Consider the following 11,654-nt stretch of genomic DNA (forward strand, 5'->3'; position numbering starts at 1 on the left):
GCGGGAGAGGGGGCGCGCTGTGCCCGGGGAGAGGCACTGCCTCATGGGCAGAATCGGCGCAATTGGCTATAGGAGCCTCATGTCCCCGCTCCCCCGCCCGCTCGTATGACCCGCTCCGCGCCTCGCGAAACCGACGACGACCTCGACGCCAGGATGCTGTCGACGCTGAACCATGTGTTCGGCCTGTCGTCGTTCCGCGGCCAGCAGGAGGCGATCGTGCGCCACGTCGCCGATGGCGGCGACGCGCTGGTGCTGATGCCGACCGGCGGCGGCAAGTCGCTGTGCTATCAGTTGCCGGCGCTGCTGCGCGACGGCTGCGGCGTGGTGGTGTCGCCGCTGATCGCGCTGATGCGCGATCAAGTCGCCGGCCTGCTGGAAAGCGGGGTGCGCGCCGCCGCACTGAACTCGACGCTGTCCTACGACGAAGCGAGCGCCATCGAGCAGCAATTGCTGAAAGGCGAACTCGACCTGCTCTATGTCGCCCCCGAACGACTGTTGACGCCGCGCTGCCTCGGCCTGCTGGCGCGGGCGAAGATCGCGCTGTTCGCGATCGACGAGGCGCATTGCGTGTCGCAATGGGGCCACGACTTCCGGCCCGAATATGTCGGCCTCTCGGCGATCGCCGAGAAATTTCCGAATGTTCCGCGGATCGCGCTGACCGCGACCGCCGATGCGTTGACCCGCCGCGAGATCGCCGAGCGGCTGGCGCTGACCGACGCCCCGTGCTTCGTCTCCAGCTTCGACCGGCCCAACATCCGCTACAGCATCGTCGACAAGCAGAACGCGCCGGCCCAGCTCAAGGCGTTCATCGACGATCGGCATCGCGGCCATTCCGGCGTGGTGTATTGCCTGTCGCGCGCCAAGGTCGAGGACATTGCCGAGACGCTGAGCAAGTCCGGCCTCACCGCGCTGCCGTATCACGCCGGCCTGCCGCCGGACGTGCGCGCGCGCAATCAGGATCGCTTCCTCAACGAGGACGGCATCGTGATCGTGGCCACGATCGCGTTCGGCATGGGCATCGACAAGCCGGACGTGCGGTTCGTCGCGCATCTCGATCTGCCCAAGAGCATCGAGGCGTACTACCAGGAGACCGGGCGCGCCGGCCGCGACGGCAAGCCGTCCGAGGCGTGGATGGCTTACGGGCTCAGCGACATCGTCCAGCAGCGCCGGATGATCGACGAGAGCAGCGGCTCCGACGCATTCAAGCGGGTCTCGATGGGCAAGCTCGATGCGCTGGTCGGCCTGTGCGAATCCACCGGCTGCCGCCGCACCCGGCTGCTCGGCTATTTCGGCGAGACGGCGCAGCACGAGAGCTGCGGCAATTGCGACAACTGCCTCACCCCGCCGAAGGTGATCGACGGCACCGTGCCGGCACAGAAGCTGTTGTCCTGCGCCTATCGCACCGGGCAGCGGTTCGGCGCACAGCACCTGATCGACGTGCTGCTCGGCCGGCTGACCGAACGGGTCGGCCAGTTCGGCCACGACAGGCTGTCGGTGTTCGGCATCGGCGGCGAATTCAATGAGAAGCAATGGCGCGCGGTGATCCGCCAACTGGTGTCGCTCGGCCACCTCGCGCCGGACAGCGAGGCATTCGGCGCGTTGAAGCTGACCGAGACCTCGCGTGCGGTGCTGAAGGGCGAAGCCCAGGTGATGCTGCGCGAACAGACCGGCGGGCGACCGCCGCGGGCCAGATCCCGCCGCGGCGATCTGCTCGGTGCGGCGCCGCGCGAAACCAGCGGCGATCCGGAGCTGTTCGCGGCGCTGAAGGCGTGGCGCTCCGAAGTGGCGAAGGCCCGCGGGGTCCCGGCCTATGTGGTGCTGCACGACGCCACCATGGATGGCATCGCGGCAGTGCGGCCGCGCACGCTCGACGAACTGCGCGGGATCCCGGGAATCGGCGACAAGAAGCTGGAGATTTACGGTGCCGCGCTGTTGGCCCTGATGGGGGGCGTGCAGCGGTAAGTCCGCTGGGGGCGCGGCCACCGGGCGAATGGTCCGATTCTTGCAAAGCCGGCATGCCAGACCAGCAGGAGGCGCCGCACTATGCCGCTTTATGGATTTCATTGTGGGAACTGCGACAAAGACAGCGAGCTGCTGGTCGGGTTCTCCGACAAGCCGCGCTGCCCGCACTGCGGCGCCCGCAACATGGAGCGGACGATTTCCCGCCCGGCGCCCCCCGGCAGGAGCAAAGGCCTGATCAGCGCCGCTCGCGCGCAGGCTGCGCGCGAGGGGCACTTTTCGAACTACAGCCGCAAGGAGCGCGGCGGCTGATCCCGCACGACTCGCCGGCGCCGATCAGTAGTCGGCCATGCCGTCGGACGGCGCGTAGCCATAGGCGTCGCCGAAGCCGCTGCCATAGCCGCCGCCCCAGGCGTTGTACCGCGGGTTCATCACGCAATTACCGCCGGTGCCTTGCGCCGAGAAGCGGCAGGACTGGAAGCTGACGAAGCTGCAGTTGCCGGGATAGCCCTGCTGTGCACCCTGCTTGCAGTAGGGATATTCGACCTGTGCCGCCGCGGGCTGCGCCGTCATCACCTGTGCTGCGCCGAGGGCGCCGATCGCGACGGCCGCCAGAGCCAAAGACTTCATCGTGGATCTCCCTTGCTGTTGACATGTCATCGTCTCGACATGTGCAGCCAACGGTGCGATGCGGCGAACGTTCCGGCATCGGCCCCCGATGCTTTGCCGCAGCCGTGCCCCCCCGAATTGCACGATGACGCCGGCGGTGGCACAAGGTTACCTCGACAACAACGAAGTGCGCACCGCCGCGGCCGATTGCCGCCGAACGGAAAGCGCGCAACCGCGCAACATGCGCAGCAGGGGGAGAACAATGCCACACCCAACCACCCCACCCGGCCTCGTGGGGCCGTTCGCCGGCATGGACGTGCCGTGGCTGCTGCGGCTCCAGGCTCAGACTCGCCCCGACCATCCGTTCATCATCTGGGCTCCGTTCGACGCACCAGCGCGGGCGTGGAGTTACGGAGAATTCCATGACCGGGTCGGGGCCCTGGCGGCCGGCCTCGCAGCGCGCGGGATCAAGCCCGGCGACGCGGTGCTGATCCACCTCGACAATTGCCCGGAGTTTCTGCTGAGCTGGTTCGCCTGCGTCGAACTCGGCGCGCTGGCGGTGACCACCAACACCCGCTCGGCAGCAGCCGAGATCGCTTACTTCGCCGACCATTGCGGCGCCGTCGCCGCGATCACCCAGCCGGCCTATGCGGCGCTCGTCGCCGACAACTGCACGCGACTGAAATGGATCGCGGTGATCGGACACGATCCGGGCACCGCAATCCCTGCACAGCCGGTCGCCAGGGCGGATTCGTTCGACAGCCTGTTCGGCGACAGCGCCGACCGGCCGCGCCGCCCGACCGATCCCTCAGCACCGTGCAGCGTGCAGTACACCTCGGGCACCACCTCGCGTCCGAAGGCGGTGCTGTGGACTCACGCCAATGCACTGTGGGGCGCCAAGATCAACGCCGCGCACCAGACCCTGCGCGCCAGCGACGTCCATCTCGCTTACCTGCCGCTGTTCCATACCAATGCGCTGGCCTATTCGATGCTCGCAAGCCTGTGGGTCGGCGGGAGCTGCGTGGTGCAGCCACGATTTTCGGCGAGCCGATTCTGGAGCGTGGCGACCGCACACCGCTGCACCTGGCTATCGACCATCCCGTTCTGCATGAAGGCGCTGCTCGAGCACGAAATGCCGAAGACGCACGACTTCCGGCTGTGGGGCACCGCGGTGGCGGAACCACCGCCGTTCGCCGGATTCGGCATCAAGATCATCGGCTGGTGGGGCATGACCGAAACGATCACCCACGGCATCATCGCCGAGGTCGACCAGCCCAACACACCGATGTCGATCGGTCGCGCCGCACCCGAGTACACGATTCGCATCGTCGGCGACGACGGCGCCCCGACCAAGGTCGGCGACACCGGCAATCTGCTGATCAAAGGCGAACCGGGGCTGTCGCTGTTCAAGGAGTATCTCCACAACGAGACGGCGACGCGCGACAGCTTCGACGAGCACGGCTACTTCATCACCGGCGACCGCGTCACGCTGCTGGAGCACGGCGCGATCCGGTTCGGCGATCGCGCCAAGGACATGCTGAAGGTCGGCGGCGAGAACGTCGCGGCCTCGGAGATCGAGCAGGTGGTAATCACCGTGCCGGGCGTGCGTGAAGCGGCCGTCGTGGCCAAGAAGCACCCAATGCTCGACGAGGTGCCGGTGGTATTCGTGATCCCGCAAGGCGGCGTCGCCGCTGCGCCGCCGGATTTCGCCGACCGCATCACGGCGGCCTGCACCGCGGCCCTCGCGGACTTCAAGCGACCGCGCGAGGTCCGATTGGTCGACGACATGCCGCGCTCGACGCTGGAGAAGGTGGCGAAAGCCGAGCTCCGCAAGATGCTGGCGAACTAATCGTCCCCTCGGCTCATTCCGGGCGCACTGCGAGGCGCGAACCCGAAATCCCGGAGGCGGGACGAAGAGATTTGCGGGGTCGCGCTTCGCGCGCCCCGAAATCAGAAGCTGGTATCAGCCGCCCATCGCGACCGGACGGAACGCCTGCAGCAGGCGCTGGTCGATCTTGCCACCCAAGTTCTCCATCGCGATGAAGGCCTGCAGCGGCGACATCGGCGTGTGGTTCTTGCGCGGCGCCACCAGTGACGCGAAGATATCGACAATGGTGGTGATCCGGACGATGTCGGCGATCTGATCGCCGTGCAGTCCGTCCGGATAGCCGGAGCCGTCGAGCATCTCGTGATGATGCAGCACGACGTCGAGCGTCTCGCGCGGGAAGCTGCCTTCGGCGACGAGCGCCTCGTAGCCGAGCCGCGGATGCTCGCGATATTTACGCAGCAGATCGCCCTTCAGATTGTCGAGATTGTCCAGCGCCGACACGTCGATATACGCCTTGCCGACGTCGTACAGCAGCGCCGCGCGGGTCAGCCGGCGCTGATCTTCCTCGCGCATGCCGAGATATTGCGCGAACGCAACCGAGAATCCGGTGGCGAACAGACAGAGCCGATAACTCTCGTCGTGATGGCGGCCGACGGTAGCCAGCCATTCACGCAACGACGAGCGTTTGATCGCCTTCAGGATCGGACCTTCGGCCTGCATCACGTCCTGGAACGTCAGCGGCTTACCGTGCAGCCGCTCGAACATCTTCACCAGCACCTTGTGGGCAGCTGTGACGCCGTCGCTGAGCGCTTCGGCACGGGCGATGGCGGTGTCTTCGGAAGGATCCGGAAATGCCGACCGGACCCGCTGCAACAGATCGCGCGGATCGAACGGGCGGGCGATGGTATCGGTGGCGCCGAGAGCCCATGCCTGCATCGAGCCGTGATGCAGTTCGTCGGCGAGCACGAACAGCCGCGGCATCGGCTGATACGCGCCGCCGAGCAGCTTGCGCCGGACCAGTTGCACGCTGTCGGCCGACCGCAGATTGATATCGACCACGATACCGGAGAGATCGCGCGCCGGTGCATCCGGCAGGTGCGCCGTCGGCACGGTCTCGACTTCCGCAACGCTCGCCAGAATCCCAGCGATATCGACGCTGCGATCGCGGCGATCAGACGCCAGCAGCAGACGCCGGCGCGGGGCGGGATTGGACGCGGGTTGTCGGGCTAACGCATTCATACAGGTCACCGGATCGATGCTTCGAGCGGACAATCTCCTTACACTAACGAAAAACTGGTTCCCTGAGATTAATGGGTGTTGTTAACGAGCGGTGACCGCGACCGGCCCAATTTGATAAAATACGGAAATCGTGATTACGCTCCGCTCGCACTCGCCACCGGTTTCGCCCATAAGGTCCGCAGCGAGCGCATGATGATCGAATTTGATGGGGACGATATGACAGCGACCGCACCAACGATCATCCCACGTCCACGCATCCTCGCCGCCATCGCGGGAGCGCTGCTGCTATCCGCCGCACCAACCTTCGCACAGCAGCCCGCCGCGATCGTCGCATCGCCGTTCGTCGCCACACTCTCCAACACCACGCCGCTCACATTCGGCATGGACGCCACCGCCGCCGCTGCGGCACTCGGGATGCCGCTGAACTACGTCGGCGGCCCACCCGGCGACGAGATCTATCTGGTGATCCGCCACCAGGGCGGCAGCGGCCTGTTCGACCGTCGCGACCGGCTGTACCTGCAGTTCCGTCACGGCCGGCTCGCCGGCTGGAAGGGCGACTGGGGTCGCAACTGGATGTGGCGATAGCCGTACCGACCAACGGCTGCCCAACTACCTCCCTCTCGCAACGTAAAGGAATCCCCGTGGGACACGACATCACGCTGAAGGCCGGTGACGGTTTCGAATTCGGCGGCTATCGCGCCGACCCGGCAGGAGTGCCGAACGCCGCAATCGTGGTGATCCAGGAGATCTTCGGGGTCAATCGTCACATCCGCAACGTCTGCGACCGCTTCGCGGCGCAAGGTTACGTAGCGGTCGCGCCGTCGATCTTCGATCGCACCGAGCGCAACTTCCAAAGTGGTTACTCCCCCGAGGAGATCGCGGTGGCACGCAAATTCGTCGCCGATCCGGACTGGCCGGCGATGCTGCGCGACACTCAGGCGGCGATCGATGCCGTGCAGGGCGTCGGCCCGGTCGGGATCGTCGGCTTCTGTCTGGGCGGTAGCGTCGCCTATGCGGCGGCAACCAAGCTGCACGGCCTCAAAGCCGCGATCGGCTATTACGGCGGCGCCGTCGCCCGCTTCGCCGACGACAAACCGGCCGTGCCGACGCAATTGCATTTCGGCGAACTGGATTCCGGAATTCCTCTCGACGATGTCGAGACCATCAAGGCCAAGCGCCCCGAGGTCGAGGTGCTGGTCTATACCGGTGCCCAGCACGGCTTCGGCTGCGACGAGCGTGCGAGCTACGACAAGCCCAGCGCCGACCGCGCCTGGCAGCGCAGCCTCGATTTCCTGGCCACACACTTGAAGTGAAACGAGGTCACAGACTCGACTGAGACCAATTCCCGTTCTGATCGGATCAGAACCGGAACTCCAGCTTGGTTTTTGGAGGGGCGAGCTGGCGTTAGAACCAGCGTTCACCAACGTACACGGTATCGCCGGGGCTCAGCGGCGTGCCCAGCGGCACCACCTCGCGTACCATGCCGCCACCTTCCGGATGCGTCACGGTCACCCGGTCGCGCTGCGCCCGCGGGGTGAACCCGCCAGCGATCGCGACCGCGCTTTCGACGCTCATATGCGGCACATAAGGATACTGCCCCGGCGCGGTGACCTCGCCGAGGATGAAGAACGGCCGATACGATTCGACCTCGACTGCGACTGACGGTTCGCGGATGAAACCGCGGCGCAACCGCGCGGTGATCTCGGCGGCGAGACCGGCCGGCGTGCGACCGCGCGCCGGCACCGCGCCGATCAGCGGCATGGTGATCGATCCTGCGGCATCGATCGAATAGGTATTGGTGAGTCCTTCCTGGCCGAACACAACCACGCGCAGCCGGTCGCCGGCATCGAGCCGGTAGGCCGGCTCCGGACCACTCCGCACCGGCGCCGCATAGGCAGCCGCCATCGGCGGAACGCGCCCACCATAGGCCATCGAATCGAGGGTGTTCGGTGTCTGCATCACGGCGACCGGACCCGGCCGCCGCATACAGCCGCCGAGAGCGAGCGCGGTCGCCACGATGATGATCGATACTTGAAACGCACCTACGACACGCACTGGAGCTATCCCTCGCCACGAGACAGCTCGTTTATGCCCTGTTAGGGTTAACAAACGGTGTGGGCGGGAGGCCCATCCCAGTAGTGCCGCGAGACGCTGCGGCGTTGGTCCGCCGCCCGCAACCCGGCGAGCGGTAAACGACGATCTCGATCAGAACGGCGGCCCGATCAGGCCGTGACGCCGACCCCGACCGGGCACGCCACGCCGGTACCGCCAAGACCGCAATAGCCGCCGGGATTCTTGGCGAGATATTGCTGATGGTAGTCCTCGGCGTAGTAGAACGGGCCCGACGGCGCGATCTCGGTGGTGATCGGGCCGTAGCCCTTCGCCGCCAGTGCCTCGGCATAGGCGGCGCACGAGGCCGCCGCCGCCCGCTTCTGGTCGTCGCCAAAAGTGTAAATCGCGGAGCGATATTGCGAGCCGACGTCGTTGCCCTGACGCATCCCCTGGGTCGGATCGTGGCTTTCCCAGAAGGTTCTCAGCAGCGCGTCGTAGGCGATCCGGGCCGGATCGAACACCACCAGCACCGCTTCGGTATGCCCGGTGCGGCCCGAGCAGACCTCCTCGTAGGTCGGATTGGGCGTGAAGCCGCCGGCATAGCCGACCGCGGTGGTATAGACGCCGTCACCGAGCTGCCAGAACTTGCGTTCGGCACCCCAGAAACATCCGAGCCCGAACACCGCCTGCTCCAGCCCGCCCGGAAAGAGCGGCTGCAGCCGGTGCCCGCTGACGAAATGCGTCGACGCCGTCGGGATCGGCGTCGGCCGACCCGGCAACGCCTCGGCGGCACTCGGCATTGCGGTCGATTTGCGCATGAAGAACATCGAAGACCTCCCCGGCTCAGCCGATGGCGGCAGGTGCCGCGCTCGGTCCGCGCACGCATGATGGCGACAGCCGAGCACCGGCGCGGCGCTGATGCAATCGGCTCTCAACTCAATTTCAGGATATAGGTGTCTTCGCAGCGACGGCGAGATTGTTACGCCGCCTCGTCGTCAATCTCGGGCGTAGCCGATCAGCGGCTTGCGCGGACGGAACAGCAGCATAAGGGCCAGGCCGATCACGCCCAGCACCGCGAAGGTCGGCTGCGCCAGCACGAATTTGGCCAGGTGGGTCCAGAGCCACGGCGCGGTCTGCTCCAGCCAGTCACGGAACGACTGCTGGCTGGCCTGATGAATGTCGTTCCAGAAATCCCCGAGCTTGGTCCACTGCACGGAGTTGTCGGCGACCGATCGCGCGCCGTCATAGACCAGGAAGATGAACCCACCCGTCAGGAACAGCAGGCCGATCAGCCGAAAGAAGCCGCGGATCATCTCAACCCCCCGATAGGTTTTGCCGGCGCCCCGGGCCGGGCTTACCGGGCAGGGCGGCAGAATTCAACCTCGCCAGCGACTTGGCCTCGGGGAGGGGCAGACGATTTGCCGGAACCGGCCCGAACGCTGGCGGCTCGCCCCCGTTGACGCTGGAAAGCACTGCCAGTATAACCCCGGCAATGGCGGTGGGGGCGATCCTGCCGCTGCTGTTCTTTGGGCGGCGCCGCGGATTGCGGCCGTGTCGGCTCCGGGAGCATATTCAGCAACATCCGGAACACACGGCGCGTCGCGATCGAGCGGCTTCGCCAATCAGCCCCGGCCGCTCGAGCAGAGGCCGCTGCAGGATTTGAGAGATCATGGCTAATACGTCTTCCGCCAAGAAAGCGACCCGCAAGATCGCCCGGCGCACCGCGGTGAACAAGTCGCGTCGGACTCAGATGCGCGGGTCTGTCCGGACCGTCGAAGAGGCGATCGCCAATGGCGACCGCGAGGCGGCGTTGAAGGCGATGGCCCGCGCCGAGCCGGAACTGATGCGCGCCGCACAGCGCAACATCATTCACCGGAACGCCGCGAGCCGAAAGGTGTCGCGCCTGTCGCACAGCATCGCCAAGCTGGCGAAGTAATTCTCACCATCATCTTGGATGGTTTCAATGCCCGGCTCTGCCGGGCATTTTCTTTTTCGGCGCCCTTCGCGCAGCACCTTCGTGCTCAGCCGCCGCCGGTCGTGTAGTTACCCACTCGATTACTGTACGCACGCACCCGCAACTCGCGCCGGCTCACACGCGCCTTCGGCGCCACCTGCCCCGTTCCGGAACAACCCACCGGCAACCGTCAATCCAGCTTGACGCCCGTCTGCAGAAATCGCTGCGGCCCAGCAGGAACTGATGTCCTTGTGCGACTCGCTTGACTTTCGAAACTCGCTTCCCCGTGCAACTACGCGGTCGTTTGTGACGAGGGTTACCCTGTCCGAGCGCTCACGAAAATCTGCGGCGAGCGAACCACTTATCGGCAAAGCGCGGACGAGCGTTTGGAAAACGCCGGCACCCGACCGTCAAAGGTAAAGGATTCATGAAGTTCTTTTGGGCGCGCGACCAAAATGTCACGCTCGCAGCACACTTCGAATCTATGCACAGATTCAAAATCTTGCCGCGCCGGAAACGATTAGTTGCGCACTCCGGTGCCGGCTGAGGCGAAATCTTCACCCTCCCCTCGGAATCATATCCATTGCAGCCGGGCAGCCGTCGTGGTTTTCATAGTCCACCCGCGACGCCCACGGCTCTTCTGATCAGCGCGATCTGAGAACCAAGGGCGGACATGCAAATCGGCGGCGGTATGCATGTTGGTGGCTTTTCCAAATGACGGTCGAACCGCAACTCATAGCAATATGAGGCCGGCGAAGCCGTGTCTGAATTCATGTGGAGGCGTTCGCGCAACGAACGATCTCCAGGCGAATGACGGCATCGGCATTTTTCGGTAGCAGCGTATCGACGGCAGCGATCGTCATGGTGAGAGCATCGACGCGGATCTTTTTTGGCGATGTCTGGCCGCGCGCGAGCGCGGCGAGAGGGGGAGGTTTCATGAGCACCTTGGTCGACGTATCATTCGAACCTGCCGATCTTCCGGTTGAGTCTTCCGCCTTCGCGGCACATTCGTTTTTGATCAGTCGCTGCTGCGCTCACACTCCGGTTTATCCGTCGAGTCCTCCGCTGAGCTGACCTTTTTCCATCTCTCTTCGGCCCTGATCTGACGTCGGCTGCTTCAGCCGAACCGGCGGAGCTTTGGCCGATCTCGTCTCGCTGGTCGCAGCGACGGCGTGAGCCGTCATGGCTTCGCCGCTGCGATGGCCCTTCACTCTGGAATTGAAAAGCTACTGAAATGTCGAACATGGAACAGGATCGCTGGTCGCGCGTGAAAGGCCGGTTGCGCTCGAGCGTCGGAGAGGACGTGTATTCGAGCTGGTTCGCGCGGATGGACCTCGAGAGCGTTCAAGACGAAAGCGTACATCTGTCGGTGCCGACCCGCTTCCTGAAGAGCTGGATTCAGACGCACTACTCCGACAAGGTCTTGTCCTGCTGGCAGGCCGAGCTGCCGGACGTCAATCGCATCGACGTCACCGTACGCTCCCCGGCGCGCTGTTCTGCGCCGGCCAAGGAAGCTCCGGCGCAGGTGGAGAGCCGCCGCGACGAGCAGAAGTCCGCGGCCGAGCGCAGCAACGGCGCGACCCCGGTATCGGCCAATCACGACGCACTCGGCGGCTCGCCGCTCGACCCGCGGCTGACGTTTGCCAGCTTCGTGGTCGGCCGCTCCAATACGCTGGCGCACGCCGCCGCCAAGCAGGTGGCCGAAGGCCGCCGCGGCGACCCGGTGATGTTCAACCCGCTCTACATCCATTCCGGCGTCGGTCTCGGCAAAACTCACCTGCTGCAGGCGGTGACCTGGGCGGGCAATGCCGGCAGCGAGCGCAAGGTGCTGTATCTCACCGCCGAGAAGTTCATGTACGGCTTCGTCGCCGCGCTGAAGACGCAGACCTCGCTGGCCTTCAAGGAAGCGCTGCGCGGCATCGACGTGCTGGTGATCGACGATCTGCAATTCCTCCAGGGCAAGACTACCCAGGCCGAATTCTGCCACACCCTGAACGCGCAGATCCCCGCCGG

The 11,654-nt window shown here is 65.5% G+C and carries 13 protein-coding genes; 7 read left to right on the forward strand and 6 right to left on the reverse strand.

The annotated features are described in order from the left end of the window. The first annotated feature begins 105 nt into the window (after positions 1–105). The gene (gene recQ / locus DU475_RS13445; protein ID WP_142884092.1) at positions 106–1,962 is read left to right on the forward strand and encodes a DNA helicase RecQ; all 1,857 of its coding nucleotides are present in this window, start codon (positions 106–108) and stop codon (positions 1,960–1,962) included. A gap of 81 nt (positions 1,963–2,043) precedes the next feature. Then, a complete protein-coding gene (locus DU475_RS13450; RefSeq protein WP_142884091.1) occupies positions 2,044–2,271 on the forward strand; it encodes an FmdB family zinc ribbon protein in 228 nt (75 codons plus the stop codon). A 24-nt stretch (positions 2,272–2,295) separates the two neighbouring features. On the opposite strand, the gene DU475_RS13455 is transcribed toward DU475_RS13450, so the two are convergent. Continuing rightward, the gene (locus DU475_RS13455; protein WP_142884090.1) at positions 2,296–2,589 is read right to left on the reverse strand and encodes a DUF3551 domain-containing protein; all 294 of its coding nucleotides are present in this window, start codon (positions 2,587–2,589) and stop codon (positions 2,296–2,298) included. Positions 2,590–2,830: 241 nt separating this feature from the next. Between DU475_RS13455 and DU475_RS13460 the strand changes: the two genes are divergently transcribed. Further along, complete coding sequence (locus tag DU475_RS13460; protein ID WP_142884089.1) at positions 2,831–4,417, forward strand: AMP-binding protein; 1,587 nt, start codon at positions 2,831–2,833, stop codon at positions 4,415–4,417. A 114-nt stretch (positions 4,418–4,531) separates the two neighbouring features. Here DU475_RS13460 and DU475_RS13465 read toward each other — a convergent pair whose 3' ends face one another. Continuing rightward, positions 4,532–5,635, reverse strand: a complete 1,104-nt coding sequence (locus tag DU475_RS13465; RefSeq protein WP_142884088.1) for an HD domain-containing protein — start codon at positions 5,633–5,635, stop codon at positions 4,532–4,534. 216 nt (positions 5,636–5,851) lie between these two features. Here DU475_RS13465 and DU475_RS13470 point away from each other — a divergent pair, with 216 nt between their 5' ends. Together DU475_RS13470 and DU475_RS13475 are read left to right on the forward strand one after the other, a co-directional pair. Continuing rightward, positions 5,852–6,220 (forward strand): hypothetical protein, encoded by a 369-nt coding sequence (locus DU475_RS13470; protein ID WP_142884269.1) that lies wholly within the window; start codon positions 5,852–5,854, stop codon positions 6,218–6,220. A gap of 56 nt (positions 6,221–6,276) precedes the next feature. Continuing rightward, positions 6,277–6,948, forward strand: a complete 672-nt coding sequence (locus DU475_RS13475) for a dienelactone hydrolase family protein (protein WP_013504648.1) — start codon at positions 6,277–6,279, stop codon at positions 6,946–6,948. A 91-nt stretch (positions 6,949–7,039) separates the two neighbouring features. Here DU475_RS13475 and DU475_RS13480 read toward each other — a convergent pair whose 3' ends face one another. From DU475_RS13480 to DU475_RS13490, 3 genes are all read right to left on the reverse strand, one after another. Next, positions 7,040–7,690, reverse strand: a complete 651-nt coding sequence (locus tag DU475_RS13480) for a polysaccharide biosynthesis/export family protein (protein ID WP_013504649.1) — start codon at positions 7,688–7,690, stop codon at positions 7,040–7,042. 167 nt (positions 7,691–7,857) lie between these two features. After that, positions 7,858–8,514, reverse strand: a complete 657-nt coding sequence (msrA, locus tag DU475_RS13485; protein ID WP_164632425.1) for a peptide-methionine (S)-S-oxide reductase MsrA — start codon at positions 8,512–8,514, stop codon at positions 7,858–7,860. Between the two features lie 168 nt (positions 8,515–8,682). Further along, positions 8,683–9,000 carry a hypothetical protein gene (locus tag DU475_RS13490; RefSeq protein ID WP_013504651.1) on the reverse strand — a complete coding sequence of 106 codons (318 nt, stop codon included), beginning with the start codon at positions 8,998–9,000 and terminating at the stop codon, positions 8,683–8,685. Positions 9,001–9,356: 356 nt separating this feature from the next. Here DU475_RS13490 and rpsT point away from each other — a divergent pair, with 356 nt between their 5' ends. Beyond that, on the forward strand, positions 9,357–9,623 hold the full coding sequence (gene rpsT, locus DU475_RS13495) for a 30S ribosomal protein S20 (RefSeq protein ID WP_013504652.1): 267 nt from the start codon (positions 9,357–9,359) through the stop codon (positions 9,621–9,623). Between the two features lie 788 nt (positions 9,624–10,411). Here rpsT and DU475_RS13500 read toward each other — a convergent pair. Continuing rightward, the gene (locus DU475_RS13500; protein WP_164632426.1) at positions 10,412–10,579 is read right to left on the reverse strand and encodes a hypothetical protein; all 168 of its coding nucleotides are present in this window, start codon (positions 10,577–10,579) and stop codon (positions 10,412–10,414) included. 296 nt (positions 10,580–10,875) lie between these two features. On the opposite strand from DU475_RS13500, the gene DU475_RS13505 reads away from it, so the two are divergent. Further along, a partial coding sequence (locus tag DU475_RS13505; protein WP_246700322.1) for a DnaA ATPase domain-containing protein occupies positions 10,876–11,654 on the forward strand: 779 nt, incomplete at its 3' end.

This window comes from Rhodopseudomonas sp. WA056 (assembly GCF_010906995.1).
Classification (GTDB): Bacteria; Pseudomonadota; Alphaproteobacteria; order Rhizobiales; family Xanthobacteraceae; genus Rhodopseudomonas; species Rhodopseudomonas palustris_G.

Coding starts and splice junctions, on each gene's coding strand:
- recQ (WP_142884092.1), top strand. CDS start 106: ATGACCCGCTCCGCGCCTCGCGAAACCGACGACGACCTCGACGCCAGG.
- DU475_RS13450 (WP_142884091.1), top strand. CDS start 2,044: ATGCCGCTTTATGGATTTCATTGTGGGAACTGCGACAAAGACAGCGAG.
- DU475_RS13455 (WP_142884090.1), bottom strand. CDS start 2,589: ATGAAGTCTTTGGCTCTGGCGGCCGTCGCGATCGGCGCCCTCGGCGCA.
- DU475_RS13460 (WP_142884089.1), top strand. CDS start 2,831: ATGCCACACCCAACCACCCCACCCGGCCTCGTGGGGCCGTTCGCCGGC.
- DU475_RS13465 (WP_142884088.1), bottom strand. CDS start 5,635: ATGAATGCGTTAGCCCGACAACCCGCGTCCAATCCCGCCCCGCGCCGG.
- DU475_RS13470 (WP_142884269.1), top strand. CDS start 5,852: ATGACAGCGACCGCACCAACGATCATCCCACGTCCACGCATCCTCGCC.
- msrA (WP_164632425.1), bottom strand. CDS start 8,514: ATGTTCTTCATGCGCAAATCGACCGCAATGCCGAGTGCCGCCGAGGCG.
- DU475_RS13490 (WP_013504651.1), bottom strand. CDS start 9,000: ATGATCCGCGGCTTCTTTCGGCTGATCGGCCTGCTGTTCCTGACGGGT.
- rpsT (WP_013504652.1), top strand. CDS start 9,357: ATGGCTAATACGTCTTCCGCCAAGAAAGCGACCCGCAAGATCGCCCGG.
- DU475_RS13500 (WP_164632426.1), bottom strand. CDS start 10,579: ATGAAACCTCCCCCTCTCGCCGCGCTCGCGCGCGGCCAGACATCGCCA.